The organism is Sorangium sp. So ce381, assembly GCF_051473845.1.
GTDB lineage: Bacteria > Myxococcota_A > Polyangia > Polyangiales > Polyangiaceae > Sorangium > Sorangium atrum.
In genome coordinates, this window is sequence record NZ_CP150336.1 from 11,238,113 (window position 1) to 11,264,618 (window position 26,506).

Annotated in this window: 31 protein-coding genes and 1 pseudogene; 5 read left to right on the top strand and 27 right to left on the bottom strand. The window is 69.2% G+C overall.

Annotated elements, in window-relative coordinates:
• Window positions 1-7: 7 nt before the first annotated feature.
• From WMF29_RS42110 to WMF29_RS42120, 3 genes are all read left to right on the top strand, one after another.
• The gene (locus WMF29_RS42110) at window positions 8-1,240 is read left to right on the top strand and encodes a hypothetical protein (RefSeq protein WP_272102138.1); all 1,233 of its coding nucleotides are present in this window, start codon (window positions 8-10) and stop codon (window positions 1,238-1,240) included.
• A 304-nt stretch (window positions 1,241-1,544) separates the two neighbouring features.
• Complete coding sequence (gene acs, locus WMF29_RS42115; RefSeq protein ID WP_437325713.1) at window positions 1,545-3,512, top strand: acetate--CoA ligase; 1,968 nt, start codon at window positions 1,545-1,547, stop codon at window positions 3,510-3,512.
• 267 nt (window positions 3,513-3,779) lie between these two features.
• Complete coding sequence (locus WMF29_RS42120) at window positions 3,780-5,342, top strand: serine/threonine protein kinase (RefSeq protein WP_437325714.1); 1,563 nt, start codon at window positions 3,780-3,782, stop codon at window positions 5,340-5,342.
• A gap of 69 nt (window positions 5,343-5,411) precedes the next feature.
• Here WMF29_RS42120 and WMF29_RS42125 read toward each other — a convergent pair whose 3' ends face one another.
• The 4 genes from WMF29_RS42125 to rho form a co-directional block, all read right to left on the bottom strand.
• Entirely contained in the window at window positions 5,412-7,085 is a 1,674-nt protein-coding gene (locus tag WMF29_RS42125; protein WP_437325715.1) for an ATP-binding protein, read from the bottom strand.
• Window positions 7,082-8,176, bottom strand: a complete 1,095-nt coding sequence (locus WMF29_RS42130) for a (Fe-S)-binding protein (RefSeq protein WP_437325716.1) — start codon at window positions 8,174-8,176, stop codon at window positions 7,082-7,084. The genes WMF29_RS42125 and WMF29_RS42130 overlap by 4 nt, the downstream gene beginning before the upstream one ends.
• A gap of 49 nt (window positions 8,177-8,225) precedes the next feature.
• On the bottom strand, window positions 8,226-10,313 hold the full coding sequence (locus WMF29_RS42135) for a GAF domain-containing protein (protein WP_437325717.1): 2,088 nt from the start codon (window positions 10,311-10,313) through the stop codon (window positions 8,226-8,228).
• Between the two features lie 115 nt (window positions 10,314-10,428).
• Complete coding sequence (gene rho / locus WMF29_RS42140; RefSeq protein WP_012240541.1) at window positions 10,429-11,676, bottom strand: transcription termination factor Rho; 1,248 nt, start codon at window positions 11,674-11,676, stop codon at window positions 10,429-10,431.
• Window positions 11,677-12,096: 420 nt separating this feature from the next.
• Between rho and yccX the strand changes: the two genes are divergently transcribed.
• Both yccX and WMF29_RS42150 read left to right on the top strand, forming a co-directional pair.
• Window positions 12,097-12,375, top strand: a complete 279-nt coding sequence (yccX, locus tag WMF29_RS42145) for an acylphosphatase (protein ID WP_272102132.1) — start codon at window positions 12,097-12,099, stop codon at window positions 12,373-12,375.
• Between the two features lie 5 nt (window positions 12,376-12,380).
• Window positions 12,381-14,492 carry a hypothetical protein gene (locus WMF29_RS42150; RefSeq protein WP_437325718.1) on the top strand — a complete coding sequence of 704 codons (2,112 nt, stop codon included), beginning with the start codon at window positions 12,381-12,383 and terminating at the stop codon, window positions 14,490-14,492.
• 143 nt (window positions 14,493-14,635) lie between these two features.
• Here WMF29_RS42150 and rplQ read toward each other — a convergent pair whose 3' ends face one another.
• The 23 genes and pseudogenes from rplQ to rpsC all read right to left on the bottom strand — a co-directional run bounded on the left by rplQ (window position 14,636) and on the right by rpsC (window position 26,499).
• Window positions 14,636-15,154: a 50S ribosomal protein L17 gene (rplQ, locus tag WMF29_RS42155; protein WP_437325719.1), complete on the bottom strand. Its 519-nt coding sequence runs from the start codon at window positions 15,152-15,154 to the stop codon at window positions 14,636-14,638.
• A gap of 20 nt (window positions 15,155-15,174) precedes the next feature.
• Window positions 15,175-16,215, bottom strand: coding sequence for a DNA-directed RNA polymerase subunit alpha (locus WMF29_RS42160; RefSeq protein ID WP_012240545.1), 1,041 nt, complete (start codon window positions 16,213-16,215; stop codon window positions 15,175-15,177).
• Window positions 16,216-16,422: 207 nt separating this feature from the next.
• Window positions 16,423-17,052 (bottom strand): 30S ribosomal protein S4, encoded by a 630-nt coding sequence (gene rpsD / locus WMF29_RS42165; RefSeq protein WP_272102129.1) that lies wholly within the window; start codon window positions 17,050-17,052, stop codon window positions 16,423-16,425.
• Between the two features lie 11 nt (window positions 17,053-17,063).
• Window positions 17,064-17,474 (bottom strand): 30S ribosomal protein S11, encoded by a 411-nt coding sequence (rpsK, locus tag WMF29_RS42170; protein ID WP_272102128.1) that lies wholly within the window; start codon window positions 17,472-17,474, stop codon window positions 17,064-17,066.
• Window positions 17,475-17,494: 20 nt separating this feature from the next.
• Window positions 17,495-17,875: a 30S ribosomal protein S13 gene (gene rpsM, locus WMF29_RS42175; protein WP_012240548.1), complete on the bottom strand. Its 381-nt coding sequence runs from the start codon at window positions 17,873-17,875 to the stop codon at window positions 17,495-17,497.
• Between the two features lie 43 nt (window positions 17,876-17,918).
• Complete coding sequence (gene rpmJ, locus WMF29_RS42180; RefSeq protein WP_012240549.1) at window positions 17,919-18,035, bottom strand: 50S ribosomal protein L36; 117 nt, start codon at window positions 18,033-18,035, stop codon at window positions 17,919-17,921.
• Between the two features lie 30 nt (window positions 18,036-18,065).
• Window positions 18,066-18,317 carry a translation initiation factor IF-1 gene (infA, locus tag WMF29_RS42185; protein ID WP_012240550.1) on the bottom strand — a complete coding sequence of 84 codons (252 nt, stop codon included), beginning with the start codon at window positions 18,315-18,317 and terminating at the stop codon, window positions 18,066-18,068.
• Window positions 18,314-18,955, bottom strand: coding sequence for an adenylate kinase (locus tag WMF29_RS42190; protein ID WP_437325720.1), 642 nt, complete (start codon window positions 18,953-18,955; stop codon window positions 18,314-18,316). Before WMF29_RS42190 ends, infA begins: the two co-directional genes overlap by 4 nt.
• 10 nt (window positions 18,956-18,965) lie before the next feature.
• Complete coding sequence (secY, locus tag WMF29_RS42195; RefSeq protein ID WP_272102126.1) at window positions 18,966-20,294, bottom strand: preprotein translocase subunit SecY; 1,329 nt, start codon at window positions 20,292-20,294, stop codon at window positions 18,966-18,968.
• Between the two features lie 44 nt (window positions 20,295-20,338).
• Window positions 20,339-20,830, bottom strand: coding sequence for a 50S ribosomal protein L15 (gene rplO / locus WMF29_RS42200; RefSeq protein WP_272102125.1), 492 nt, complete (start codon window positions 20,828-20,830; stop codon window positions 20,339-20,341).
• A gap of 50 nt (window positions 20,831-20,880) precedes the next feature.
• Window positions 20,881-21,084: a 50S ribosomal protein L30 gene (rpmD, locus tag WMF29_RS42205; RefSeq protein WP_012240554.1), complete on the bottom strand. Its 204-nt coding sequence runs from the start codon at window positions 21,082-21,084 to the stop codon at window positions 20,881-20,883.
• Between the two features lie 134 nt (window positions 21,085-21,218).
• A pseudogene (rpsE, locus tag WMF29_RS42210) lies at window positions 21,219-21,698 on the bottom strand (30S ribosomal protein S5); the annotation flags it as partial.
• A gap of 79 nt (window positions 21,699-21,777) precedes the next feature.
• Complete coding sequence (rplR, locus tag WMF29_RS42215) at window positions 21,778-22,137, bottom strand: 50S ribosomal protein L18 (RefSeq protein WP_012240556.1); 360 nt, start codon at window positions 22,135-22,137, stop codon at window positions 21,778-21,780.
• A gap of 47 nt (window positions 22,138-22,184) precedes the next feature.
• Entirely contained in the window at window positions 22,185-22,802 is a 618-nt protein-coding gene (gene rplF, locus WMF29_RS42220) for a 50S ribosomal protein L6 (protein ID WP_437325721.1), read from the bottom strand.
• A complete protein-coding gene (gene rpsH, locus WMF29_RS42225) occupies window positions 22,802-23,197 on the bottom strand; it encodes a 30S ribosomal protein S8 (RefSeq protein ID WP_272102122.1) in 396 nt (131 codons plus the stop codon). Before rpsH ends, rplF begins: the two co-directional genes overlap by 1 nt.
• A 4-nt stretch (window positions 23,198-23,201) precedes the next feature.
• Entirely contained in the window at window positions 23,202-23,387 is a 186-nt protein-coding gene (locus WMF29_RS42230; RefSeq protein WP_012240559.1) for a type Z 30S ribosomal protein S14, read from the bottom strand.
• A gap of 10 nt (window positions 23,388-23,397) precedes the next feature.
• Window positions 23,398-24,123: a 50S ribosomal protein L5 gene (rplE, locus tag WMF29_RS42235; RefSeq protein WP_437325722.1), complete on the bottom strand. Its 726-nt coding sequence runs from the start codon at window positions 24,121-24,123 to the stop codon at window positions 23,398-23,400.
• Window positions 24,124-24,125: 2 nt separating this feature from the next.
• Complete coding sequence (gene rplX, locus WMF29_RS42240) at window positions 24,126-24,443, bottom strand: 50S ribosomal protein L24 (protein WP_272102121.1); 318 nt, start codon at window positions 24,441-24,443, stop codon at window positions 24,126-24,128.
• Window positions 24,443-24,811, bottom strand: coding sequence for a 50S ribosomal protein L14 (rplN, locus tag WMF29_RS42245; RefSeq protein WP_012240562.1), 369 nt, complete (start codon window positions 24,809-24,811; stop codon window positions 24,443-24,445). Before rplN ends, rplX begins: the two co-directional genes overlap by 1 nt.
• A 4-nt stretch (window positions 24,812-24,815) precedes the next feature.
• A complete protein-coding gene (rpsQ, locus tag WMF29_RS42250; RefSeq protein WP_437331223.1) occupies window positions 24,816-25,115 on the bottom strand; it encodes a 30S ribosomal protein S17 in 300 nt (99 codons plus the stop codon).
• A 53-nt stretch (window positions 25,116-25,168) separates the two neighbouring features.
• The gene (gene rpmC, locus WMF29_RS42255) at window positions 25,169-25,372 is read right to left on the bottom strand and encodes a 50S ribosomal protein L29 (RefSeq protein WP_272102120.1); all 204 of its coding nucleotides are present in this window, start codon (window positions 25,370-25,372) and stop codon (window positions 25,169-25,171) included.
• An 8-nt stretch (window positions 25,373-25,380) separates the two neighbouring features.
• Window positions 25,381-25,794, bottom strand: a complete 414-nt coding sequence (gene rplP / locus WMF29_RS42260; RefSeq protein WP_012240565.1) for a 50S ribosomal protein L16 — start codon at window positions 25,792-25,794, stop codon at window positions 25,381-25,383.
• Between the two features lie 12 nt (window positions 25,795-25,806).
• Entirely contained in the window at window positions 25,807-26,499 is a 693-nt protein-coding gene (gene rpsC, locus WMF29_RS42265) for a 30S ribosomal protein S3 (protein ID WP_020740980.1), read from the bottom strand.
• Window positions 26,500-26,506 lie beyond the last annotated feature (7 nt).

A 26,506-nucleotide genomic window follows, 5' to 3' on the forward strand; every position in this document is an offset into this window, starting at 1 on the left:
GGCGGGATTGGGCAGATCACACGGACGACTCACGCTGGCGCTCTGCGCAGCGACGCTCGGCCTGACCATGCAGCTCTCGCCGGCGCTCGCGCAGGTCGAACCGTACCGGCAGCACATGGAGAACGGCATCAAGCTGTTCCAGGACAGGAACTACCGGGCCGCGGTCGTCGAGTTCGAGGCGGCCTACAAGGAAAAGCCGAAGGCCAGCCCGCTGTTCAACATCGCGCTCGCGGAGAAGGCCCTCTTCAACTACCCGAGGGCCATCGCGGCGCTCGAGCGCGCGCTCGCGGAGCACCGCGACACGATGGATGAGGGCGACGAGAAGACGGCGCGCAGCGCCATCGAGGAGATGCGCGCGCTCCTCGCCCATCTCACGATCGAGCTCAGCCCACAGACCGCCACGCTGATCATCGACGGCGAGGAGCAGCCTCCCTCGTCCTCGGGGACGCGGGTCGTGGAGCTCGGGCCGGGGGTGCACCGCATCGGCGCGCGAGCCGAGGGGCACGCGAGCGCCGAGGAGAGCGTCACCGTGGCGAGCGGCGAGCGCGACAAGAAGGTGAAGCTCGCGCTGGTCCCGGACAGAGCCCCCGCCACCCCGGCGCCGCAGCCGTTCACGCCGCCCCTGCCCCCTCCGCCGAAGCCGGTGCCCCTCTCGCTCCCGCCGCAGGGCTACTATGTGATCGGCGCCGCGTCGTTGCTCTGGCCGCTCAGCCACCCGCGAGCCTTCCCGGCGCCGGAGGCGAACAGCGGCGGAGCTGGCTCGATCCGGGTGGGATACCGCGTGAACACCCCCGCGGCGTTCGACGTGATGCTCCAGTACGCGAACATCGCGACCGGTTCGGACGACCCCGCCTACCCGAACGCCAGTTACACGCTCGGCTCGACGCGCCTCGGGCTGAACGTCCGCCTGATGACCCCTGGGCAGACCTGGCGGTTCGTGGGCTCGATCGGGGGCGGTCTCACCTACGATTCCGTGAAGTTCGACAGCATCAAGACGCCGGCGGGAGATATCTGCAATGGCCTGTGCCAGAAGGCCGCCGGGGTGAACGCGTTCGTGTTCTCCGAGGTGGGCGTCGAGCTGGACCTCGGGGGCGTGCTCCTCGGGTTCTCGCTCGACAGCTACTTCCAGTCGTCGCGCGGCATCAGCTACAAGAACAGCGATCAGGACGACGCCACGCTCTACTCGGCCGTGCTGCTTCAGCTGGGGGGCAGCTTGCACGCCGGCTATGCGTTCTGGTGATCAGCCTCTGCCGATCTCGGGCGCTCGTTCCATCCTTGTTCTGCCGCTTGACGGATGTATCCTCGCACGCCCTCGCGGTGAGTCGTAGAGGGTTCGCCGCGCTCTCCAGCGGGGAGCATGGGCCGGGGATCGGCTGCCGCCGTCCTCTTCAACATTGGCCGGGGATCGGCTTGCGCCGTCCCCTTCAACATTGGCCGGGGATCGGCTGCCGCCGTCCCCTTCAACGTCAGCCGGGGATCGGCTGCCGCCATCCCCTTCAACGTCAGCCGGGGATCGGGCTGCCGCCGTCCCCTCAAGGGGTGCCATGTCGCAGGATGCCATCACGTCGTTGCTCAAGGAGACGCGCCGGTTCGAGCCGCCGGCCGAGTTCTCGCGTCGTGCGCGCGTCGGCGCGCAGGCGACCTACGAGGCGCTCTACCGCGAGAGCATCGAGCAGCCGGACGCGTTCTGGCGCCGGGAGGTGAGCGACCTCGTGTTCCGCACGCCGTGGACCACGACCAGCGACTGGTCCCTGCCGCACGCCAAGTGGTTCCTCGGCGCCACCCTCAACGTCACGGAGAGCTGCCTCGATCGACACCTGACCACGGCCACCAGGAACAAGGCCGCCATCATCTGGGAAGGCGAGCACGGCGCCACGCGGACGTTGACCTACGCCCAGCTCCACCGCGAGACGCTGCTGCTCGCCAACGCGCTCAAGCGGCTGGGCATCGAGAAGGGTGACCGGGTCGCGATCTACATGGGCATGGTCCCCGAGGTGGCCGTGGCGATGCTCGCCTGTGCGCGCCTCGGCGCGGTGCACACGGTGGTGTTCGGCGGCTTCGCCGCGGACGCGCTCCGCGACCGCATCCACGACAGCCAGGCCAAGCTCGTCATCACGCAGGACGGCGCGTACCGGCGCGGGCAGGTCGTGCCGCTGAAGGCGACCGTCGACAAGGCGCTCGCTCAGCCGGAGGCGAAGAGCGCGACGCGCGTCATCGTGTACCAGCACCTCGGCAAGGAGCGCTGCGATGTGCAGATGACGGAGGGCCGGGACGTCTTCTGGCACGACCTGCTCGCCGGGGCCGCCCCCGCCTGCGAGCCGACGATCGTCGACGCCGAGCACCCGCTCTTCATCCTCTACACGAGCGGCTCGACCGGGAAACCCAAGGGGGTGCTCCACACGACCGCCGGCTACCTGGTCGGCGCGCACGTCACGACGAAGTACGTCTTCGATCTGCGCGACGACGACGTCTACTGGTGCACCGCCGACGTCGGCTGGGTGACGGGCCACAGCTACATCGTGTACGGCCCGCTCTCGAACGGCGCGACGTGCCTCATGTACGAAGGCGCCCCGAACTTCCCCGACTGGGGCCGCTTCTGGCGGCTGATCGAGAAGCACGGGGTCACCATCCTGTACACCGCCCCCACGGCCATCCGCGCCTTCATGCGGCAGGGCGACGAGTGGCCCGCGAAGAGCGATCTGTCGAGCCTCAGGCTCCTCGGCTCGGTCGGCGAGCCGATCAACCCCGAGGCGTGGATCTGGTACCACCGGACCATCGGCGGCGGCCGCTGCCCGGTCGTGGACACCTGGTGGCAGACGGAGACGGGCTCGATCATGATGACCACGCTGCCCGGCGCGTCGTTCTCGAAGCCGGGGTCGACCGGGCTGCCGATGTTCGGCGTCGTGCCCGAGGTCGTGACGAAGGACGGCAAGCCCGTCGCCGCGGGCGAGGGCGGGCTGCTCGTCCTGAAGCAGGCGTGGCCGTCGATGCTGCGCACGGTGTGGGGCGACGACGAGCGCTTCCGGAAGCAGTACTTCAGCGACGTCGAGGGCTGCTACTTCACCGGCGACGGCGCCCGCCGCGACGAGGACGGCTACTTCTGGGTCGTCGGTCGCATCGACGACGTGCTGAACGTGGCCGGCCACCGCATCGGGACGGCCGAGATCGAGAGCGCGCTCGTGTCTCATCCCTCCGTCGCAGAGGCGGCCGCCGTCGGTCGTCCGGACGACCTCAAGGGACAGGCGCTCGTGGTGTTCGTCTCGCTCCGGCCGGGGGTGACGGCCGGGCCGGAGCTCCAGGCGAAGCTCGCCGAGCACGTCGCCAAGGAGATCGGCAAGTTCGCCCGCCCCGACGCGATCCGCTTCGCGGACGCCCTGCCGAAGACCCGCAGCGGCAAGATCATGCGCCGGCTCCTGAAGGACGTCGCCGCTGGTCGAGAGCTGACCGGCGATACCTCGACGCTCGAGGACCTGAGCGTCATGGCGAAGCTCCGCCAGCAAGAAGACGAGTGAGCCCCGCGGCGGCGCAGGGGCGCGGCCGTGCCCCTGCGACCGACGCGAGGACGCCGCGCGCGACCGGGCAGCGCCTGCCCCTCGGCGAAGGGGAGGAGAACCCACGGAAGAGCTCGATCCCGCGGCCCTTCCGCCGCGCTGGGCGCTGGGAAGAGCGACGGCGGCCCACGACCGGCGGCCCGCGACTTACGGTCGGATCACCTCGTTCGCGCCGGAGAATTTGATCCTCCGCATCGGCACGGAGGATACTCTGGGGCGAGGGCGCGCTTGGAGCTCGAAGCTGGAACCGTCGTTGCGAACCGGTATCGCATCATCCGCCAGCTCGGCCGCGGCGGCATGGGCGAGGTGTTCGCCGCGGAGAACATCCGCACCGGCCGCCAGGTGGCGATCAAGCTCCTGCGCGCCGAGTCGAAGGCCAAGTCGTCCGCGGCCGAGCGGTTCCGGCGCGAGGCGCGCGCCGCGGGATCCATCAACAGCGATCACGTCACCGAGATCCTCGACGTCGAGGAGGACCCGGAGCACGGCATCGTCCTCGTCTTCGAGCTGCTCGAGGGCGAGTCGCTGATCGATCGGCTGAAGCGGACGGGACCGATCGATTTCGAGGAGCTGCACCCGATCATCGAGCAGGTCTGGATGGGGCTCGCCGACGCGCACCGCGCCGGGATCATCCACCGCGATCTGAAGCCGTCGAACGTGTACATCGAGGCGCGCCCCGACGGGTCGAAGCGGGTCAAGATCCTCGACTTCGGCATCTCCAAGCTGCCGAAGGAGATGGGAGCGGAGACCCTGACCGAGATGGGCCAGAGCCTGGGCACGTTCTCGTTCATGCCGCCCGAGCAGATCGGCAAGGCGAAGACGGTCGACCACCGCGCGGACATCTACGCCTGCGCCACGATGATCTACCAGTCGATGAGCGGCCAGCTGCCTTACCAGGCGCGCAACCTGCTCATCATGGTCGAGATGAAGCAGAAGACCGACGCGCGGACGCTGGCCGAGGCGATGGACGGGCCCGTCGACCCGCGGCTCGAGGCGTTCCTCGCGAAGGGGCTGGCGCGAGAGCCCGCGGACCGCTTCCAGAGCGCGCTCGAGGGGCTCACCGCCTGGCGGGAGCTGCGGCCGGCGAGGACCTCCAGCCATCCGGTCAGCGGCTCACCCAGCTCCACCCTGCCGGCAAGCAGCGCCTCCGGCCATGCGCGCAGCTCGCCCATCCCGCCAGCGCACCAGAGCTACAAGCCGCCTTCCTCCGGCGCGGTCAAGCTCCCGGTGCCACCGATCGATCCCATCTTGATCCGCACGGCGACCGACCCGGGGGCGCAACCGCGGGTCGAGACCGTGGGCCGCCCGCACGGTGAGCCTGAGCGGGCGGCCCACCCCCTCGCCGAGCCGCAGCTCACGCAGAACGAGGGCCAGCTCCCGCCTTACATGCCCGGCGGGCGCGCGCCGGGCGGACCGACGGCGCTGGCGCCCGCCCAGTGGACCGGCCCGAACGGCACCATGGTGCTCAACAACGCGGTCAGAGAGCTCGTGCCCCCGCTCGTGTCCCACCCGGTGACGCCGCGGACGCTCCCGGATTTCTCCGAGGACAGCTCGGGCGGGTCGACGACCGGCCAGGGTCCGACGCTTGTCTACAAACCCGTGCGGCCAAGCATGGACTCGGCAAGCCCGGGGCCTGCCACGGCCGGCGAGCCAGGGCCGCTCGAGCAGCGGCCTCCGGCGCCGCCAGCGCGGACGCTTCGAACCATCGTTTACGTGCTCGCGGCGATCCTGTTCGCCGTGGTGGGCTTCTTCCTCATGGGGCTCGCCCTCCAGTACCTGGACATGCCCAAATAGCCCGCGCGCTGCGGCCCCGCGTCGGACGTGCCGCTCTCCGCCGCGCGAGCGAGGCGCGGCCGGAGCGGCTCACAGCACCGCGTCGGCGGCGCGGCCCTGGGCCGGTGAACGCCCGGCGGGCAGCGCGATCCGGAACCGCGTGCCCCCCGCCTCGCGCGGCTCGCACGAGATCGTGCCGCCGTGCGCCTCGATGATGTCCCGCGTGACCGCGAGCCCGAGCCCCGTACCGCGCTGCTTCGTCGTGAAGAAGGGGTCGAAGATGGACGCCCGCAGCTCCTCCGGCACGCCGGGGCCCGTGTCGTCGACCGCGATGGTCGCGGCGCCGCTCGAGAAGCTGACGCTCACGACGATCTCGCCGCCCTTCGGCATCGCCTCGCGCGCGTTGCGGAGCAAATTCAGGAGCGCCTGGCGGATCTGCGACTCGTCGAGGAGGATCTCGGGCCCCGCCTCCTCCACCTCGACGCGAACCGCGACGCCGGCGCGGTCGAGCTCGGGCCTCACGAACGCCACCAGCTCCTGCACCAGGTCGTCCACCCGCTCTGGCTCCAGGCGCGGGCGGGGGCGGCGGGCGACGCTGAGGTACTGCTCCGCGATGCGGGACAGGCGGTCCACCTCGGCCCGGATGGCTGTGACGAGCTGCGCGGACTCCTTCATCACGGGCCTCAGCTCGGCGTCAGGCATGTCCGCCGCGGAGGCGCGCGCCACCTCCTCCTCGAGCAGCTCGAGGTTCAGCCCGATCGACGACAGCGGGTTCCTGATCTCGTGCGTGACGTGCGCGGCCATCTTCCCGATCGCCGCCAGCCGCTCGGCGTTCACGAGCTCGGCGCGCGCGCGGCGGATCGCGGCGACCATGTCCTCGAACGTCGTCGCGAGCTCGCCGATCTCGTCGTTCGTGGCGAGCGCCTGCTTCGGGGTGAGGTCGCCGCGCGCGACGGCGTTGGCCCGCTCGGTGACCGCGGTCAGCGGGGCGAGCACGCGCCGCGCGTACAGCGACATCATCACGCCGACGAGGAGCGTCAGCACGCCCAGCCCGAGGAGCAGGTGCATCGAGCGCTCCTCGCGCAGCTCCGCCTCGTCGGTGAGGCTCTGCATCTGCCCCTCGACGCGGCTCCTGATCGCCCGCAGCCGCTGCGCGCCCTCGACCTCCCGCTTGACCAGCTCGTCGCGCGTGCGCTCGGCGAGCTCGCGGTCGCCGACGGCGAGCGCCTGGAAGAGCTGAGCGAACCGCTCCGGGCTGGCGCCGACGAGCCGCTCGATCGCCGCCACCTCGGCCGCGACCTCGTCGCTGAACCGGCGGACGCCGGACGACGCGGCCGTCTGCCCGAGGCGGGCGTCCCCGCCGGTCGCCTTCTCATCGCCGGCGAGCGCCCGGGCGGCGTCCTTGACGATCGAGAACGCGAGCGGGCGGGTCCGCCGCGCGGTCTCGATCCACTCGCGCACGTCCCCCGGGTTCTTCGCGGCGGTGATGTGGTTGAGCTGGGCGTTGAAGACGTTCTGCTCGGCCAGGACCTCACCGATGCGGAGCAGCAGCGGGACGTACCCGGCGCGCAGCAGCTGGGCGTCGCGCGAAGCTGCCCGCAGCGCCTGGACGCTCCAGCCGACGGTCAGCGCGAAGGCGGCGAGCACCACGAGGTAGCTCGCGAGCAGCCTCCCCGCGACCGTGCGCCGCTTCTGAGGCGCGCGCTCCTCCGGCCCCGCGGCGCCGCCGCGCGCCTCGTCCGCGGCTGGCGGCGGCGCGCTCATCGCGGCGCGACGGCCCGCGCGACGAGGCTCGCGAGGTCCTCCGCCGGCTCGCCCCGCGTCCTGAACCGCCGGAGGCTCTGCGCGCAGTGCGTCACGAGCAGCCCGCCGCCGAGCGCGCGGTGCTCCGCGATCCTGCCGTCGGCGATGCCGGCGGACGACGCGGCGCGCGTGGCGGGCAGGAGGCCGCCGCCGCCGCTGCAGTCGGCGTGCTCGCGGCGGTGGATGAACTCCTCCGGCGGGCGCCCCGTGATGCGGGCGAGGATCTCCCGGGGCGCGTCGTAGCGATCGAGGCCGCGCCCGAGCTGGCAGGGATCGTGGTAGCGCACCCGCCGCTCCGACGCCGATCGCTGCAGCCGGTCGAGCGACGAGCGCGCGAGATCGACGAACAGCTCCGGGGCCTTCACGCTCACGCCCACGCGCGGGTACTCGACGCGCACGGCGCGCGCGCACCCGGGATCGACGGCGACGAAGCGCCCCCCGGGCGCGACCTCCGCGGCGAGCCGCCGCGCGGCGGCCTCGAAGCCCGGACGATCGCCGGCGTACAGGAGCGGCAGCCCGCAGCAGGCGCGCACCGGGCGGGTCGGGGCGCCCGTCAGCGCTTCGGTCGCGTCGAGCGCGTCGCGCGCGACGTCCGGCGCGTGGCGCTCGTAGCCGCAGCCGATCAGCACGAGGACCGCGCCGGGCGCGGCCGCGGCCGACCGAGAGCGCGCGTCGAGCTCACCCGCGCGGCCGTCCTCGCGGGCCGAGAAGCGCTCCGCCACGCGCCTGGCCCCCTCCGGCGCGAGATCGCGCGCGAAGAGCTCAGCGCGCGCGTCCGTCAGCACGGTGGCCACCTCGTTCTTGTGATCGCAGCGCTCGCGGCACCCGAAGCACGCCGAGCACGCCCAGGCCGGGTCCGCGTGGCCTGGGTCGAGCGGCACGTCGCCGCGCGCGGCGAAGTACGCCATCGACATCTTCCCCCACGGCGTCACCGTCTCGTTCGCCTCGACGTTCGACACGGGGCAGGCGGCGCGGGAGAGCTTGGGGCAGTAGACGCACTTCTCGAGCGACGTCCGGTGGGGCTCGAGGAGCTTCAGGCGGAGCTGGGACACCGTTCGAGTCTCTCCATCGGGTGCGCCTCGCGCAAGCGGCGGGGGCGCTTCAGGCGTCCGAGCCGTTGCTGGACGAGCGTCGGCCCCGCTCGTTCACGGGAGTGACGGAGGGGGCTGAGCCCGCCGGCCTGCGGCGGGAGATGCCCTCGTGGACGACCGGCGCGACGCTCGCGCCCGCCTTGCTCGCCGAGCTGCCGTCCGTCGACGCCAGCTGAGGCTGCCCCCCTGCGGTCCCAGCAGACCGCGACGGCGCGCTCTCCTGAGGCAGGCGGATGGTGAACTTCGCGCCCTTGTCGGACGACGCGACCGTGATCGTCCCGGCGTGCTCGTCGACGATCTTCTTCACGATCGCGAGCCCGAGGCCGGTGCCGCCGCGCTTGCCGGAGGTGACGAACGACTGGAAGAGGCGGCCCTGGATCTCCTTGGGGATCCCCTTCCCGGTGTCCGCGACGCAGATCGCGAGGTCGCCCTCGTCGCGGTAGGTGCGGATCGTCAACGTGCCCCCGCCTGGCCGCATCGCCTCGACCGCGTTGCGGACGAGGTTGTGCAGGAGCCGCGTCATCTTCGCCTCGTCGAACCGCGCGGTCCCTCGGTCCTCGAGCTCCAGGGAGAGCGAGACGCCGGTCCCGGCGAGCTCGTGCTCCAGCTGCTTCTCGATGTCGCCGAAGAACTTGGTCAAGTAGACCTTGCGCACGAGGATGCTCCGCTCGCCGCGCGCGAACTCCAGCACCTCGCGCTGCATCGCGCTGATCACGTCGAACTGCTTGAGGATCAGCCGCGCGTGGTCCTCCCTCGTCGCCGCGTCGGGAGCGCCGGCCATGAGCTGGACGTAGCCGCTGATCACCGTGAGCGGCGTGCGCATGTCGTGCATCACGCCCGAGAGCAGGCGCCCGATCGTTGTGAGCCGCTCGCTCTGCTCCCGCTCGAGGCGCGACCGGAACAGCCGCAGCGCGGTCGACGCGTTCGCCGACACGAGCCGCAGCAGCGCGCGATCGTCCTTCGAGAAGCCGTGGGGGTGCCTGGAGTTGTAGAGGGCCATGGAGCCGATCGGCACCGCGTCCTCGCCCTCGAGCGGCACGGCGATCGCCGTCCTGAGCTCCGCGCCGACGAGCTGGGCGAGCCGCGGCGAAACGAGCGTGTCGTCCGGCTCCTCGCCCCCGCCCTCGCGCGAGAAGCACACGGCCTCGTTGTTCACCATGGCGCGCCCGACCACCCCTTCGCCGCGGCGCATCGCGATGCGCTTCACCGCCGGCCACGGGGGGGCCCCGCCCACGACGCCCTCCGGCTCATCGCCGAGCGCGGGCGCGCGGGGCGGCGCGCTGCCCCCGTCGAACGCCGTGAGATCGAAGAAGTAGAGGAACAGCCCGCCCTCGATCTCGTCGACGAGCATCCCCCCCGCCCGCGCCTCGCACGCCCTGCCGGCCTCCGTGATGACCGCGCGCGCGAGGTCCTCCATCGTGGTCGCGCGGCCCATCGCGCTCTCGAGGTCGAAGAGCAGCTTGAGGTCGCTCACGCGGTGCTCGAGCTGCTCCTTCGTCTCCACGAGCTGCGTGTTCTTCTGGATCACCGAGAGGAACAGCCTCGAGTTGTCGATCGAGACGGCCGCCTGCGTCGCCAGCGCGCTCAGGAGCTCCTCGTCATGGACCGAGAACTCCCCCTCCCCGTGCTTGTTCAGGACCTGGATGACCCCGATGGTCCGGCCGACGTGGTTCTTCATCGGCGCGGCGAGGATCGAGCGGGTGCGGTACCCCGTGACCTCGTCCCAGTCGCGCTGGAACCGGCGATCCCGGTAGGCGTCCTTCACGCGGACCGTCCGCCCCATCTTGGCGACGTGGCCCGCGATCCCTGCGCCGACGGGCAGCTCGATCGCGCGCGCCTCCTCGCCGATGATGATGCGCGACAAGAGCCGCTGCCGCTGCTCGTCGAGCAGGTAGAGGGTGGCTCGGTCCGCGTCGAGCAGCTCGGTGATCTTGTTCAGGATCAGCGCGAGGAGCTGGTCGAGATCCAGGGTGCTGCCAAGGGCCAGCCCGACATCCCGGAGCGCCTGCACCGTCTTGTCGGCGTGGGCGAGGCGCGCCTCGAGCTCCTGTATGCGAGCCTGCAGCGCCTTCGTGCGTTGTTCCGCCTTCGCGGTCACCAGAAGACGCTAACACGACTTCGCCCGGAGAAGCGCGCGCGCGGGCCCCCGCGCGAACCGTTCGCGCGAACGAGAGCGCTCCCGACGACCGCCGGGAGCGCCCTAGGACATGCGCCTACTGGTTCATGCTCTCGAGGAATTCCTGATTGGTCTCGGTGCGGCTCACCTTGTCCAGCAGGAATTCCATCGAGTCGATGACGTTGAGGGGGTGCAGCAGCTGGCGGAGCAGCCAGACGCGCTGGAGGATCCACTCGGGCAGCAGCAGCTCTTCCTTGCGGGTCGCGCTCTTGTTGATGTCGAGGCAGGGGAAGATCCGCTTCTCCATCAGCTTGCGATCCAGGTGGATCTCGCTGTTACCCGTGCCCTTGAACTCCTCGAAGATGACCTCGTCCATGCGCGAGCCCGTGTCGACGAGCGCGGTGGCGACGATCGTCAGCGACCCGCCCTCCTCGACGTTGCGCGCGGCGCCGAAGAACCGCTTCGGCTTGTGCAGCGCGTTCGAGTCGACGCCGCCGGAGAGGATCTTGCCGCTCGGCGGGACGACCGTGTTGTACGCGCGCGCCAGGCGGGTGATCGAGTCGAGCAAGATCACGACGTCGTGCTTGTGCTCGACGAGGCGCTTCGCCTTCTCGATCACCATCTCGGCCACCTGCACGTGCCGCGTCGGGGGCTCGTCGAAGGTCGAGCTGATCACCTCGCCCTTCACGGTGCGCTGCATGTCGGTCACCTCCTCCGGGCGCTCGTCGATGAGCAGCACGATCAGCGTCGTGTCCGGGTGGTTCGCGGAGATCGCGTTGGCGATCTGCTGGAGCAGCACCGTCTTGCCCGCGCGGGGCGGCGAGACGATGAGGCAGCGCTGCCCCTTCCCGATGGGGCAGAGCATGTCGATGATGCGGGTCGAGAAGCTCTTCGTCCCGTTCTCGATGTTGAACTTCTGCTGCGGGTAGAGGGGCGTGAGGTTGTCGAACAGGATCTTGTCGCGGGCGACCTCGGGGGGCTCGCCGTTGATCTTGTCGACCTTGAGCAGCGCGAAGTACGCCTCGCGCTCCTTGGGCGGCCGGATGGAGCCGCTCACGCTGTCGCCGGTGCGGAGGTTGAAGCGCCGGATCTGGGACGGCGAGACGTAGATGTCGTCCGGACCCGGCAGGTAGTTGTAGTCCGGCGCCCGGAGGAAGCCGAAGCCGTCGGGCAGGCATTCGAGCACGCCCTCGCCGTAGACCGGCTGGTCCTGCGCCGCGTGGGCCTGCAGGAGAGCGAAGATGACCTCCTGCTTGCGCAGCCCGGCAGCGCCCTCGATGTTGAGCCCCTTCGCCATCTGGACGAGCTCGGCCATCGGTTTCTGCTTCAGTTCCCTGAGGTGCATGAGTCGGAAAGCTCCAGGATGCGACGGCGCGTGCCCTGTCAAGGGCGTGGAGGCCGTCGGTCGTTGGTTTTTTGGTTGGGGAGGGTCAGCGGGTCGGACCCGAGGCGGGGCCGAGCATGTCGTCGATGTCGGCGGGTCGCCAGAGGGAAGAGGGGTCGCGTCGCAACCGGCGCCCCTCACGTTCATGTCGCTCGATCGGCGGGCTGTGCTTGCCGATCGGGCGGCGACTCTATCAAGCGCGTCTGCTCTGTCAATGCGCGGCGGGAGGCACGGACGATGCTCGCGCGTCGTGGGGCGCGGCACGGACACAGGTCGTCCGCGCCGTCCTTGCGCAGGACGGCGAGGGCGAACTGCCCGTGGCCACCAGGTGCTGCCTGAAGTTGCCTCCCCCCGAACGCACGGCTAAGTCAAGCTGGTTCCATGGGGCTCAAACAGGTTCAGCTGTTCGTCCGCGGTCGCGTCCAGGGCGTCTTCTTTCGTGCCTCCACGCAGCGCGAGGCCAAGCGGCTCGGCCTCACCGGCTGGGTGAAAAACCGGTCCGACGGCGCCGTCGAGGTCCTCGCCGAGGGAGAGGAGGACGAGCTGAAGGAGCTCATCGCCTGGGCGAACCGCGGCCCGAGCGCCGCGCGCGTCGAGCGCGTCGACGTCCGGTGGCGGGGCTTCTCCGGCGATTTCTTCGACTTTCGCATCACGGATTGATGCGCTTGGCACGCAGCTCGTCGGATCCGAGGGGCGCAGGGGCGCAACCGGCGCGGCGGCGCACGCCGGCGTGCGCGTGGCTCGCCCTGATTGGCCTGCTCGCAGCCGTGCCGCTCGCGACGCCTGCGGCGCGCGCCGCAGGCGAGCGCGACGCGGGCACGTCCGCGCCGGCCTCCGCCGCGCTCCCGGAGCTCCCGCGCCTCGCCCCGATCGCTCGACCTGAGCCCGACATCACCGCGGTCCGCGAGCTCGACCGGTTGCTCGACCAGCTCACGTCCGAGGACGCGCGCTCGCGGGAGAACGCCCGCGCGGCCCTCGACGAGCCGATCCCTGGCATCGTCGATGCGGTGCGGCTTCGCGTTCAGGACATCCGCGGCTCGCTCGATCGGGGCGCGGCGCCTCGCGTGCTCGCGGAAGCGCGCAGAGAAGGCCGCAAGGCGTTGAAGGGCGAGAAGGGGGAGGACGCGCGCGACGGCAACAAGAAGAAGGCCCCGGACGCGAAGGCCGACAAGGGCGCGAAGAAGGGCGCTGGCGACGCGAAGAAGGGCGCCAGCGACGCGAAGAAGGGCGCCGGTGATGCCAAGAAGGGCGCTGGCGACGCGAAGAAGGACGCGAAGGCCGACCAGGGCGCGAAGAAGGACGCCGGCGAGGCGAAGGACGCAAAGAAGGACCCCAAGGCCGACCAGAGCGCCAAGAAGGGCGCTGACGACGAGAAGGACGAGGGGGACTGGCTGGACTTCATGCTGGCCGCGGCGCGGCCGCGGGACAGCGCGTGGCGCGATGTCGTCAAGCTGCTCGCGATGGAGCGGATGCTCGTCGCTGCAGGGACGACGCCTGCGGTCCGCGAGCTCATCGCGCTGCACGCCTATTTCGGCGAGCTGCTCCGCATCGATCTCCAGCGGCAGGTGGCCAAGCTCCGCGACAAGGCGGTCCCCGCGCTGATCGAGGCGCGCCAGCACGACGCCAAGATCGTCCAGCGGTGGGCCAACAAGCAGCTCGACCTGCTCGGCCGGGCGATCCCCGGCGAGGCGATCGCGTCGAACGACACGCAGATCCTCGCCGACGTCCTCCGCGCCTATGGTCGCGTCCGGGACGTGGACGCCATGCGCGTGGTCCTCAGCTTCTGCAACAGCGACCGCGCGCGGCTGCGCGACGCCGCGCGGGAGGCGATCTCCGCGATCGGCGAGCCCGGCATCTGGCAGCTCCGCGACGCCTACCTGGACCTCACCGGCGCGAAGCCGCCGCGCGAGTGGTCGTGGGACCGTGTCGCGCGCGAGCTCTTCGGGACGTACGATCGCGCGCGCCTCGCGGAGGTGTACAAGCTGATGGACGAGGGCGTCGCCGCGGCGAGCGCGGGCAAGCCCGCCGAGGCCACCGAGGCGTTCGACAAGGTCCTCGCCCGCGCGCCGCTCTTCGAGCGCCGCAAGGAGATGGTGGACGCCTACGTGGAGCGGGCGCGATCGCTGCCCGCCGACCGGCGCGACGACGCGCTCGCCATGCTGCGCAAGGCGCTGCGCCTCGACGCGCCAGGCGAGCGCGCGAAGAAGATCGAAGCGGAGATCGCCTACCTAGAGGGCGCGCTCCTCATCGAGCGCGGCACGCCGGACAAGTTCGTGCTGGAGCGCGCGATCGAGCTCGACCCTTCCAACGCCGGCGCGAGGGCGGCGCTCGCCTCCCTCGGGGACAAGGTCGCCGAGCGGAAGAGCCAGACGAACCGCCACATCGCCGCGGGAGCGGTAGGTCTCGCCGCGGTGCTCTCGATGTTCTTCATCGCCCGGCGTCGGAGCGCTCCATCGCCCGCGAGAGGGCAAGGCGGCACCGTTCCTCCGCCGCCGCCCGCCTCTCCTGCTTCGGTGCCGCCGCCGGCCGCCTCTCCTGCTTCGGTGCCGCCGCCGGCCTCTCCTGCCTCGGCGCCGTCCCCTCCGCTGCCGGCCGCCTCTCCTGCCTCGACACCGCCGCGAAGGCAGGACAGCGCCGCTCCTCCGCAGCCTCCGACGTCTCCCGAGCCGGCCCCGCCCGCCACTTCGAACGCGGACCCTGACCTGCCGGCACAGCCTATCGAGCAGGCGGAACCGCGGAGCGACGACGCCCCTGAAGCCGGCGCGCGCGACCGCTGAGCCGTCGAGCGCGCCGGCCACGCAGCGCTCTGTCCCTGATTGCTGGCGGGGCTCACAAAGCAGAAACACCGGGCGAGCTGAGCGCTCTCCCGGCGTCCTGTCTGCAACTGCGCCGGCGCCATGGGGCGCCGGCTGCATCCGGCTCAGCCGGCGGTCGTCGCCGGGGTGGCCGGCTCCGCCGCGGCGACCGGCTCGGCGGCCTGCGAAGGCGCGTCCGCGACCGGCGGCGCGTCGATGAACTCGATGAGGCTCATCTGCGCGGAGTCACCGCGGCGCGGACCGAGCTTGATGATCCGCGTGTAGCCACCCGGCCGCCCCTCGAAGCGCTTCGAGAGGTCGATCATCACCTTCGCGATGATGTCGACCTTCTTGCCATCGGTCGCGACCCCCCAGCGAGGGATGTAGCTGCCCACGAGCCGCTCGGCGTGGAGCCGGCGCGCTCTGTCGCCGGGGCTGAGCTCCCCGTGCGCGGTGTACGCGACCTTGCCGAGCCGCGTCGCCTTGGTGATGAGCCGCTCGGCCACGCGCCGCAGCTCCTTCGCCTTGGCGTCGGTCGTCTCGATCCGCTCGTGGGTGATCAGGTTCGCCGTCAGGTTGCGAAGCATCGCCCTGCGGCTGGAGGTATCCCGACCAAACTGCCTGCCCGCTTTCTTGTGACGCATGACGTTCCCTCAGTACCGACTCACGCCTGCGCCTGCTGCGCCTTCCAGCGCTCGAGGAGCTGCGGCCAGTTGTCGATCTTCATCCCGAGCGAGAGCCCCATGTTCGCGAGGATCTCTTTGATTTCCTTCAGCGACTTGCGACCGAAGTTCTTGGTCTTGAGCATGTCCTGCTCGGTCCGCTGCACGAGCTCGCCGATGAGCGTGATGTTCGCGTTCTGCAAGCAGTTCGCGGAGCGGACGCTGAGCTCGAGCTCCTCGACGGAGCGGAACAGGTTCTCGTTGAGCGGCTCGTCGTCGCTCATCACCGCCTGGTAGCTCGTCTCCTCGCTCTCCTCGAAGTTGACCCAGATGGAGAGCTGCTCCTTGAGGATCTTCGCGGCGAAGGCGACCGCATCCGCGGGCGAGACGGACCCGTTGGTCCAGACCTCGAGCGTGAGCTTGTCGTAATCGGTCACCTGCCCGACGCGGGCGTTCTGCACGGTGTAGTTCACCTTGCGGATCGGCGAGAACAGCGCGTCGATCGGGATCGTCCCGATCGGCATGGTCGGCGTCTTGTTGCGCTCGGCGGGCACGTAGCCGCGGCCCACGTTGACCGTGAGCTCCATCGAGAGCGGGCCCTTCTTGTCGAGCACGGCGATGAGGTGGTCGGGGTTGAGCACCGACAGACCCTCGACCAGCTGGATATCGCGCGCGTACACGGGCCCGGGCCCCTCGCGATCGATCCGCACCGAGTACGTCTTCGGGGTGGCCGCCTTGAAGACGACCTCCTTCACGTTGAGGATGATGTCGCTGACGTCCTCGACCACGTCCGGCACGGTCGTGAACTCGTGCAGCGCGCCCTCGATGCGGATGGCCGTCGCGGCCGCCCCCTGGAGGGAGGAGAGCAGCACGCGGCGCAGCGAGTTGCCGATCGTGATCCCGAAGCCGCGCTCCAGGGGCTCACACGTGAACTTGGCGTAGAACTGGGTCCCGCTCTCCGCGTCGATCGAGATGCCCTTGGGCCGGATCAGATCGCGCCAGTTACGGGCGATCATCGTGAGGTTCGGGTTGTTCATCGTCATGGCGATCTCCTTCCTTCATGAGGTTTGCGCGGAGGTCTCACGCCGCGGCCGCACTCGACCGATCGGCGCCGCCTCCTGCCCGCATCCTAGGCTCCATGCCCCCGCGCGAGAGCGCGGGACGGCGACGTCGAGGGGAGCCCGCAGCGAGCGAGCGCACCCTGCAAGGTGCGCTCGCGACGCCGCCCTCCTCGCGCCGCCCTCGCGCGATCAGCGCGAGTAGTACTCGACGACGAGCTGCTCGCGGATCTCCGGCTCGTTGAGATCCTCGCGGATCGGCGCGCCCTTGATCGCGCCGGTGAACGCCGCGCGATCCACGTCGATCCAGCTCGCGACCGGCCGCTTGTCCGCGCCGCCGACGGAGGCGAGGACGCTCTTGAACTTGCGCGCCCCCTCGGTGAGCTCGACCCGGTCACCCGCCCGAACGACGTAGCTCGGGATGTCCAGCCGCTTGCCGTTCACGTGCACGTGGCCGTGCCGGACGAGCTGGCGCGCCTCGGCGCGGGACGAGCCGAAGCCCATCCGATGCACCACGTTGTCGAGCCGCCGCTCCAGCAGCCCGAGCATCTCCTCGCCCGTCCGGCCCTTGCGCCGGTTGGCCTCCTGGAAGTACCCGCTGAACTGCCGCTCGAGCACGCCGTAGATGCGACGCACCTTTTGCTTCTCGCGCAGGCGCACCGCGTACTCGCTCAGCTTGATGCGCCCCTGGCCGTGCTGGCCCGGGGGATACGGGCGCCGCGTGTACGCGCACTTCTCGGAGTAGCACCGCTCGCCCTTGAGGTAGAGCTTCATCCCCTCGCGGCGGCAGAGCTTGCAGACCGGACCAATGTAGCGAGCCATCGTGAATTACCTCAAACCCTGCGCCGCTTGGGCGGCCGGCAACCGTTGTGGGGGATCGGCGTGACGTCGCGGATCAGCGTCACCTTGAAGCCAGCGGTCTGGAGCGCGCGGAGCGCGCTCTCGCGCCCGGCCCCCGGCCCCTTCACGAACACGGCGACCGAGCGCATCCCGTGCTCTTGCGCCCGGCGCGCCGCCTCTTCCGCCGCCAGCTGCGCGGCGAACGGCGTCGACTTGCGCGATCCCTTGAAGCCGCGAGCGCCAGCGGACGACCACGCGATCGCGTTGCCGTTGATGTCCGTGATCGTCACGACCGTGTTGTTGAAGGTCGACTGAATGTGCGCGATACCCGCGGACACATTCTTCTTGACCTTCTTCTTCTGCTTGGCCTTCGTTGTAGCGGCAGCCGTCTTCGCTTGCGCCATGGCGTCCTAATCCCCGCTCGTCACTTGGTCGCGGCAGGACGCCGCTGCAACATGCCCTTGCGCGGTCCCTTTCGGGTGCGCGCGTTCGTATGCGTCCTCTGCCCGTTCGCCGGGAGCCCGCGCCGGTGGCGGAGGCCCCGGTAGCAGCCGAGGTCCATGAGCCGCTTGATGTTGAGCTGCACCTCGCGCCGCAGGTCGCCCTCGACCTTGTACTCGGCGTCCAGGAGGTCGCGGATCGCCTTCACCTCAGCGTCGCTGAGCTCCTCGACCCGCTTGTTCTGCGGGATGTTGGTCTTCTCGCAGATTTGCAACGCGAGAGTCCGCCCGATGCCGAACAGGTACGGCAGGGCGTAGGCGACATGCTTCCGACGCGGGAGATCGACACCAGCGATACGAGCCATGGTTACTCCAAACCGAAACGAGGGCGGGCTTCCGCCGAAAGAGCTAATTCCCCTGGCGCTGCTTGTGGCGGGGATTCTCGCAGATGATCCGAACGACACCACGCCGCCTGACCACCTTGCACTTGTCGCAAATCTTCTTGACGCTCGGGCGCACCTTCACGGGGAGCCTCCAGATTCCTCAAAAACTACGTTACTTGTGCCGGTACGTGATCCGGCCACGGCTCGGGTCGTACGGCGAGACCTCGACGGTCACGCGGTCGCCCGGTAGGATCTTGATGTAGTACTGCCGCATCCGGCCGCTGATGGTCGCGAGGACGCCGAGGCCGTTGTCCGCCTTCACGCGAAACATGGCGTTCGGCAGGGCCTCTTGAACCACGCCGTCGAACTCGAGCTTGTCGCCCTTCGGTTCCTTCGGCGGTCTGGTCTGATTCTTACGCCTCATTCTCCACCCGAGCCCGGCCGGCCAATGGCCGACAGTACCCTGTGCGTCACGTCTTCAGGCTTCCCGACCCCATCGACGCGATGCAGCAGCTTCTTCTGCTCGTAGAACGGCAGAAGCGCGGCCGTCATCGCCTCGTAGGCATCGAGACGCTTTGCAACAGCCTCGGGCCGATCATCGGCCCGATGCTCTAGCTCCGCACCGGGGGGCGGCGGATTATAGACGAGATGATATATCTGTCCACTGCGTTTGTCAGTGCGGCGATGGATCAACCGTTCCTCGAGCAGGGGACGCGCCACGTCCAGCTGGATCACCGCGTCGATCCAGGTACCGCCCTGGCTGGCGAGCAGCTCGTCGAGCGCGTCCGCCTGCGGCACCGTCCTGGGAAATCCGTCCAGGAGGAAGCCATTGCTGCAGTCGGGCTCGACCGTCCTGCGCGCGATGAGGCCGATGACGGCCTCATCCGGCAGGAGTCCGCCAGAGTCCATGATGTCCAGATAGCGCTTCTCCAGCGTCCCCGACCGCTTTGCCTCGCGCAGCATGTCGCCTGTCGAGATTTGCGGGATGCCGAAGCGGGCGCACAGCAGCTTTGCCTGCGTACCCTTCCCAGCTCCAGGAGGTCCCACCAGAACCAAGATCATTTGCCCTCCATCACGCTTCCGGGAGCCTGCGGCCCCGGATGCGGGTGGCACCGGGGCCCGTGAGCCCCTCGTAGCTCCGCGTGATCAGGTGCGCCTCCAGCTGGTTCACGGTGTCGAGCGCGACGCCGACGACGATCATCAGCGACGTGCCCCCGAAGCCGAAGGGGACACGCAGGAGGTTGCCGACGATCGAGGGCACCACGCACACCGCGGCGACATAGAGCGCGCCGCCCACGGTGATCCGCTGGATCACGCGGTGGATGTAGTCCGCCGTCTGCTTGCCTGGCCTGATCCCGGGGATATTTGCCTGTTGCTTCTTCAGGTTCTCCGCGACGTCCACCGGCTGGAACGTGACGTTCGTGTAGAAGAAGCAGAAGAAGATGATGAGCAGCGCGTAGCCGGTGTTGAAGACCCAGTCCCCCCGGTTGATGATCGCCTGGAGGTGGTCGGCCCCGGGGACGTTCATGTTCGCGAGCGTCTGCGGGAACATCAGCAGCGACGACGCGAAGATGGGGGGGATGGTCCCGGACGTGTTCACCTTCAGCGGCAGGTGCGCGGTCTGCCCGCCGTAGACGCGGCGACCGACCTGGCGCCGCGAGTACACGATCGGGATCTGACGCCTGCCGTTCTCGAAGAAGGCGATGATGGCGATGACGAACACGATGAACGCGACGACCGCGGCCATCGTCAGGGGCTGGAGATCGCCCGCGTTCTGGGCGAAGTAGTTGCCGAGCTCCGCCGGGATGCGCGTGACGATGCTCGCGAAGATCAGGAGCGAGACGCCGTTCGAGACGCCGCGCTCCGTGATCTGCTCGCCGATCCACATCAGGAACGCGGTCCCGGTCGTCAGCGTGATGACCGTCATCAGCTGAAAGCCGATGCCGGGGTGGTTCACGATCCCGGCCCCGGTCTCGCTGCTCGACAGGCCCTCGAGCATCTTCGCGATCGAGAAGGCCTGGAACAGCGAGAGCGCGACCGTGCCGTACCGCGTGTACTGATCGATCCGCCGGCGGCCCTGCTCGCCCTCTTTCCGCAGCTCGTCGATGGGCTTGTAGACCATGCCCATGAGCTGCATGATGATCGAGGCCGAGATGTACGGCATGATCCCGAGCGCGAAGATCGACAGGTTCTCCAGCGCGCCGCCCGAGAACATGTTGAAGAAGCTCAGGAGCCCGCCGGACTGCTTCGCGACGTACTGCCGCATCGCGTTCCGGTCGACGCCGGGCGTCGTCACGAAGACGCCGACCCGGTAGACCGCGAGCATCACCAGGGTGAAGATCACGCGTCGCCGGAGCTCGGGGATCTTGTGGAAGTTGGTGATTCCCGCGAGGCTGGCCATAGGCGATCCTGGACTCCGGCTTGGTGGGTGCGCGTGCGCGCTGGCTACGAGGACGAGGAGTCCGTCGAGTTGCCCTGGGGTGCAGGCGCCGCGAGCACGACCGCCTTGCCCCCCGCCTTCTCGATCTTCTCGACCGCTCCCTTGGAGAAGCGGTGCGCCGTCACCGTGAGCTTCTTCGTGAGCTCACCGTCGCCGAGGATCTTCAGCACGTCGAACCGCCCCTGAACGAGGCGGCGCTCGTGGAGCGCGATCAGATCGACCTGCGCGCCATCGTCGAACGCCTCGAGCGCGCCGACGTTGACGTTGACGACGATGTCAGCGAGCGGGTTGCGGAAGCCACGCTTCGGGAGGCGACGCTGGATCGGCGTCTGCCCGCCCTGGAAGTGCTTCTTGTTGATGTTGCCGCCGGCCCGCGCCTTCTGCCCTTTTTGTCCGCGGCCGGACGTCTTGCCGACGCCCGAGCCCACGCCACGGCCAACGCGGAGCCTCTTGGTTACGGCGCCTTCAGGGGCTTGGAGCTTAGAGAGAATGTCCATGTTTCACACTTCCGTACGCGGCGACTCCGCTGGAATGACGATCTCGCTTCTCAGGCCTTCGAGGAGGTCGCACCGTCGGCGACCTCCTCGACCTCGACGAGGTGGAGGACCTTCTTCACCATGCCACGGAACGAGGGCGTGTTCGCGACGACCACCTCGGACCCCGGCCCACGCAGGCCGAGCCCCTTGATGATCTTGCGGGTGTGCTCGACCTGGCCGATGTTGCTGGCCTTCTGACGTACCCGGAGCTTCACTGCGAGCCTCCTTCACCGCCGCCGCTCGGTGCACCACCGCCGCCGCCCGGCTTCCCGGGGGGCGGCGCGACGCTCGCGCGCCGTCGACCCGCGGTGTTCGTGCCACCGCGGCGCTGGTAGTCGAGCGAGTCGAGCTGCATCGACCGCTTCCCGGCGACGCTCTCCGGGCTCTTGAGCCCACGGAGCGCCGCGACGGTCGCGTGCACGACGTTGTGCGGGTTGCTCGTGCCGAGCGACTTCGACAGCACGTCGTGGATCCCCGCCGACTCGACGACGGCGCGCACCGCGCCGCCGGCGATGACGCCCGTCCCAGGGCTGGCCGGCTTCAGCAGGACCTTGCCCGCCCCGACGTGGCCGAACGAGTCGTGCGGGATGGTCACGCCGTCCAGCGGGATGCGGAACAGGTTCTTGCGAGCCTGATCGTTCCCCTTGCGGATGGCCTCCGGCACCTCGTTCGCCTTGCCCAGGCCGATGCCCACGTGCCCCGCTTCGTCGCCCACCACGACCAGCGCCGAGAAGCTGAAGCGCCGGCCGCCCTTGACGACCTTGGCGACGCGGTTGATGTGGATGACTCGCTCTTTCAGCTTCTCTTCGTCGACATGATCGAACGCCATAACCGTCCTCTATCACGTTCTCCGCCGCGGCAGTTGACCGCGCCCGCTGCCCTCACCATCAGGGCAGCGGCTGTGGGAGTCAGAAATCGAGACCTGCCTCGCGCGCCGCCTGGGCGAGGGCGCTGACGCGCCCATGATACAGATAGCCGTTGCGGTCGAAGACGACCTTGTCGATCTGCCTCTCTTTGCAGATCCTCGCGATCAGCGCCCCGACCTTCTTCGCCGCCTCGACCTTGTTGTCCTCGTCGAGGGAGCCCTTGAGGTCCTTCGACAGCGTCGAAGCGTGGGCGAGGGTCTTGCCGCTCACGTCGTCGATGACCTGAGCGTAAATGTGCTTCGAGCTGCGGAAGACGCTGAGGCGCGGGCGCTCCGGCGTCCCCTCGACCTTCTTGCGGATGCGGAGCTTCCGGCGCTCCCGACCGACGATTTTCATGCCCATGACCGTCTCGTCCCTCGGTGCAGCGGCGTAAACGCCGCCGCTCGCCTTTACTTCTTGCCGCCCTTGCCGGCCTTGCCAGCCTTCTCCCGCACGCGCTCGCCGCGGTAACGGACGCCCTTGCCGCCGTACGGCTCCGGCGGCCTGAAGCCACGGATCGTCGCGGCCGTCTGCCCGATGAGCTCCTTGTCCGCGCCCGTCAGGATGAGGACCGTGCCCTTCGAGTCCGCCGGGATCGTCGCCGTGAGCCCCGTGGGCACCGGGAACGTCACCGGGTGGGAGAAGCCGAGGGCGAAGTTCAGCGTCGTGCCCTTGAGCTCGACGCGATAGCCGGTCCCCTTGAGCTCGAGCGTACGCTCGTAGCCCTCGGCGACGCCCTTCACCATCGCGGCCACGAGCGCCCGCGTGAGGCCCTGGAGGCGCGACCCGTCGCGCCCCGGCGCCACCGAGCTCACGTGCAGCTTGCCGCCGTCGAGCTTGATGTCCACCTTGTCGGTGATCGCGCGGGAGAGCTGCCCCTTCGGGCCCTTGACGTCGATCTTCCGGCCGTTGACGGTCGCGGTGACCCCCTTCGGCAGGTCGATCGGGCGCTTGCCGACGCGCGACGTCTTCGGAGCGAGCCGGCTGTCACCGTTCGCGGGCTGGGCTGCGTTCGCCTGAGCTTCCATCACCACACCTCGCAGATCAGCTCGCCGCCCATCTTGAGGCGACGCGCATCCCTGTCGCTCATGAGCCCGCGGGACGTGCTCAGGATCGAGATCCCGAGCCCGCTGAACACGCGCGGGATCCTGTCGTGACGCACGTACACGCGGCGCCCGGGGCGGGAGACGCGGCGCACGCCGTCGATCGCGCTCTGACGATCGCGCCCGTACTTGAGCACGATCGTGAGCTTCTTGGGACCCTCGCCCTCGGTCTCGCGCACGTCGGCGATGAAGCCTTCGGACTTGAGGATCTCCGCGACCGCGGCCTTGATGCGGCTCGCGGGAATCTCGGTCCTGTCGTGCCGCGCGAGCGCCGCGTTGCGAATGCGGGTCAGCATGTCGGCGATGGGATCGGTCATCATAGAATCACCAGCTGGCCTTGATCACACCAGGGAGCTCACCACGGAGCGCGAACAACCGAAGGCAGACGCGGCAGAGCTCGAAGTCGCGGTAGTAAGCGCGCGCGCGCCCGCACACCTTGCAACGGTTCTTGTGCCGCGTAGAAAACTTCGGCGGACGGTTCAGCTTCGCAAACTCTTTTGCACGGGCCATCGAAAATCCCTCAATGCCGGAACGGGATGCCAAGCTCGGTCAGGAGCGCGCGTCCTTCTTCGTCCGTCTTCGCCGTCGTCACGAACGAGATGTTGAGCCCCTTCACGACATCGATCTTGTCGTAGTCGATCTCGGGGAAGATGATCTGCTCGCGCAGGCCCATCGTGAAGTTGCCCTTGCCGTCGAACCCCTTCGGGCTAACGCCCTTGAAGTCGCGAACACGCGGGAGAGAGAACGCGATCAGGCGATCCACGAACTCCCACATCCGCTCGGCACGCAGGGTCACCATCACCCCGATGGGCAGGTTCTCGCGCAGCTTGAAGGTCGCGATCGACTTCCGAGCACGGGTCACCACCGGCTTCTGGCCGGAGATCGCCCGCATGTCCTCGACGGCGGAGTCGATGATCTTCGGGTTCTGCACCGCGGCGCCGAGCCCCATGTTGATGACCACCTTCTGCAGGCGGGGCACCATCATCGGGTTCTTGTAGCCGAACTTCTTCGCGAGCGCGGCCGTCACGCTCTTCCTGTAGTGCGTGCGCAGCCGGGGAGCGTAGTTCGGGTCGCGCGGGCGATCCTCGGCCGGCCCGGAGGCCTCGGCCTCGGCGCCCTTGGCCTTCGCGCCCTTGGCTTCCTTGCTCTTGGCGGGCGCCTGAGGCTTGGCCTGCTGCGGCTTGGGCTTGTCCTTGCCCTTACCGGCGTCCTTGGCCGCCTTGTCCTTGTCCTTCTTGTCCGCCATGGCTAGCCCACACCGATCGCGCTGCCGCTCTTGCCGACGCGCGTCTTCTTGCCGTCCTCACCGACGCGCACCTTCACGCGCGTCGGCTTGCCCGTCGCCGGATCGACCGGCATGACATTCGAGGCGTGAATCGGCGCCTCCTTGGTGATCTTCCCGCCCTCCTGGTTGCGCGGCGTGGGCCGCTGGTGGCGGGTCACCGTGTTCAGGCCTTCCACGACCACGCGATCCTCGTCAGCGAGGATCTTCGTGATGCGGCCCTGCTTCCCCTCCTCCTTGCCGCTGATGACCTGCACGAGGTCACCGACCCTGAGGCGCTTCATCAGAGGACCTCCGGAGCGAGAGAGATGATCTTCATGAACTTCTTCGCGCGGAGCTCGCGAGCGACCGGCCCGAAGATGCGGGTGCCGATCGGCTCCTTCTCCTTGTTGATGAGGACCGCGCTGTTCCCATCGAACTTGATGTAGCTGCCGTCCGAGCGCTGGTACTCCCGGGCGGTGCGGACGACGACGGCGCGCGCCGTCTCGCCCTTCTTCACCTTGGTGCCCGGCAACGCCTCCTTGATCGAGACGACGATGACGTCGCCGAGGGCGGCGTACTTGCGGCGCGAGCCGCCGAGCACCTTGATGCACTTCACGATTCGGGCGCCGGAGTTGTCCGCGACCTCGAGATGCGTCGACACCTGGATCATGGCGCTACTCCTCCACCGGGCGGGCAACGAGCTTGGTCACGAGCCACCGCTTGTCGCGGGAGATCGGCCTGTGCTCCGTGATCTCGACGCGATCGCCCACCTTGTACTGGTTCGTCTCGTCGTGCGCCTTGTAGCGCTCCCGCTGACGGACGTACTTCTTGTACACGGGGTCGAGCGCGTTCCGGATGACCTCGACGGTGACCGTCTTGTTCATCTTGTCGCTGGTCACCTTGCCGACCAGCTTGCGCCGGAAGCCGTGCGCCTTCGCCTCGGTCTCACCCTGCGCAGGCGCCGCGGCTGCCAGCTCGGGCGCCGCAGCGACCGGCTGCTGGGTCTCTGCCTTCTTCTTCGCCATGGCTACGCCTTCTCCTCGGCACGCGCACGCTGCGTGAGGATCGTCTTCACCCGCGCGAGATCCCGCTTCGACTTGCGGATCGTCGCCGTGTCGTTCAGCCGATTCGTGAAATTCTTGAACCGCGCCTCGAACAGGCCCGCCGCCAGAGACTTCTCGAGCTCGCGCAGGTGCTCGGTGGTGCGTTCACGCAAATCCTTCGCCTTCATCGCCTACCTCACGTCAGCCCGCGGGCGAGGAACTTGCACTGCATCGGGAGCTTGTGCGACGCGAGGCGGAACGCCTCCTTCGCAGTCTCCTCGCTCACGCCGCTGATCTCGTACATCACGCGGCCCGGCTGCACGAGCGCGCACCACTCCTCGGGCGCGCCCTTGCCCCCACCCATGCGGACCTCGAGCGGCTTCTTCGTCACCGGACGGTCCGGGAAGATGCGGATCCAGAGCTTGCCCGCGCGCTTCACGTGCCGCTGGATCGCCATACGAGCCGCCTCGATCTGCCGCGAGGTGACGCGGGCAGGCTCGACGCACTGGAGCGCAAAGTCGCCGAAGGAGACGTCGCTGCCCGTCATGGCGAGGCCGCGGTTGTTCCCCTTCTGCATCTTGCGGAACTTGGTTCGCTTCGGAGACAGCATTCTGCAATCCCTCTACTGGATCCGGCGCGCCTTACGCTGCAGGACCTCGCCCTTGAACATCCAGACCTTCACGCCGATGATGCCGACCTTCGTCTTCGCCTCGGCCAGGCCGAACTCGATGTCGGCGCGGAGCGTGTGCAGCGGCACCCGGCCCTCGCGGTAGGTCTCGACGCGGCTCATCTCGCTGCCACCGAGCCTGCCGGCGCAGCGCACGCGGATGCCCTTCGCGCCGAACTTCATCGCGGTGGACACCGCCTTCTTCATCGCCCGGCGGAACGCGATCCGGCGCTCGAGCTGCGTCGCGATGTTCTCGGCGACGAGCTGCGCGTTGGTCTCGGCCTTCCGGACCTCCTGCACGTCGATGAACACCTCGTTGTCGGTGAACGACGACACGCCGGGGAAGAGCGTCTCACCCTTGGACGCGGTGCCGACGTTCCCGCTCTTCAGCGTCTCGATGCCCTTGCCGCCCTTGCCGATCACCATGCCCGGGCGGGCGGTGAAGACGATCACCTTCGCGCGGTTGGCGGCGCGCTCGATCTCCACGCCGGCGATGTTGGCGTTGTAGAGGTACTGCTTGATCGCGCGCTTGATGCGGATGTCCTGGTGGAGCCACTTCTGATACGCAGCGCCGTCCTCGTACCACTTGCTGCTCCACGTCTTGATGACACCGACGCGGAAGCCATACGGATGGGTCTTTTGTCCCATATCGGCA

Coding starts and splice junctions, on each gene's coding strand:
- rplX (WP_272102121.1), bottom strand. CDS start 24,443: ATGAAGCGCCTCAGGGTCGGTGACCTCGTGCAGGTCATCAGCGGCAAG.
- WMF29_RS42230 (WP_012240559.1), bottom strand. CDS start 23,387: ATGGCCCGTGCAAAAGAGTTTGCGAAGCTGAACCGTCCGCCGAAGTTT.
- secY (WP_272102126.1), bottom strand. CDS start 20,294: ATGGCCAGCCTCGCGGGAATCACCAACTTCCACAAGATCCCCGAGCTC.
- rpsD (WP_272102129.1), bottom strand. CDS start 17,052: ATGGCTCGCTACATTGGTCCGGTCTGCAAGCTCTGCCGCCGCGAGGGG.
- WMF29_RS42160 (WP_012240545.1), bottom strand. CDS start 16,215: ATGACGATGAACAACCCGAACCTCACGATGATCGCCCGTAACTGGCGC.
- rho (WP_012240541.1), bottom strand. CDS start 11,676: ATGCACCTCAGGGAACTGAAGCAGAAACCGATGGCCGAGCTCGTCCAG.
- rplQ (WP_437325719.1), bottom strand. CDS start 15,154: ATGCGTCACAAGAAAGCGGGCAGGCAGTTTGGTCGGGATACCTCCAGC.
- yccX (WP_272102132.1), top strand. CDS start 12,097: ATGGGGCTCAAACAGGTTCAGCTGTTCGTCCGCGGTCGCGTCCAGGGC.
- rplN (WP_012240562.1), bottom strand. CDS start 24,811: ATGATCCAGGTGTCGACGCATCTCGAGGTCGCGGACAACTCCGGCGCC.
- rplO (WP_272102125.1), bottom strand. CDS start 20,830: ATGGACATTCTCTCTAAGCTCCAAGCCCCTGAAGGCGCCGTAACCAAG.
- rpsH (WP_272102122.1), bottom strand. CDS start 23,197: ATGATGACCGATCCCATCGCCGACATGCTGACCCGCATTCGCAACGCG.
- rpsK (WP_272102128.1), bottom strand. CDS start 17,474: ATGGCGCAAGCGAAGACGGCTGCCGCTACAACGAAGGCCAAGCAGAAG.
- rplF (WP_437325721.1), bottom strand. CDS start 22,802: ATGGAAGCTCAGGCGAACGCAGCCCAGCCCGCGAACGGTGACAGCCGG.
- rpmC (WP_272102120.1), bottom strand. CDS start 25,372: ATGAAGGCGAAGGATTTGCGTGAACGCACCACCGAGCACCTGCGCGAG.
- rpsM (WP_012240548.1), bottom strand. CDS start 17,875: ATGGCTCGTATCGCTGGTGTCGATCTCCCGCGTCGGAAGCATGTCGCC.
- WMF29_RS42190 (WP_437325720.1), bottom strand. CDS start 18,955: ATGATCTTGGTTCTGGTGGGACCTCCTGGAGCTGGGAAGGGTACGCAG.
- rplR (WP_012240556.1), bottom strand. CDS start 22,137: ATGGGCATGAAAATCGTCGGTCGGGAGCGCCGGAAGCTCCGCATCCGC.
- rplE (WP_437325722.1), bottom strand. CDS start 24,123: ATGGCGGACAAGAAGGACAAGGACAAGGCGGCCAAGGACGCCGGTAAG.
- infA (WP_012240550.1), bottom strand. CDS start 18,317: ATGAGGCGTAAGAATCAGACCAGACCGCCGAAGGAACCGAAGGGCGAC.
- WMF29_RS42125 (WP_437325715.1), bottom strand. CDS start 7,085: ATGAGCGCGCCGCCGCCAGCCGCGGACGAGGCGCGCGGCGGCGCCGCG.
- rpsC (WP_020740980.1), bottom strand. CDS start 26,499: ATGGGACAAAAGACCCATCCGTATGGCTTCCGCGTCGGTGTCATCAAG.
- rplP (WP_012240565.1), bottom strand. CDS start 25,794: ATGCTGTCTCCGAAGCGAACCAAGTTCCGCAAGATGCAGAAGGGGAAC.
- acs (WP_437325713.1), top strand. CDS start 1,545: ATGTCGCAGGATGCCATCACGTCGTTGCTCAAGGAGACGCGCCGGTTC.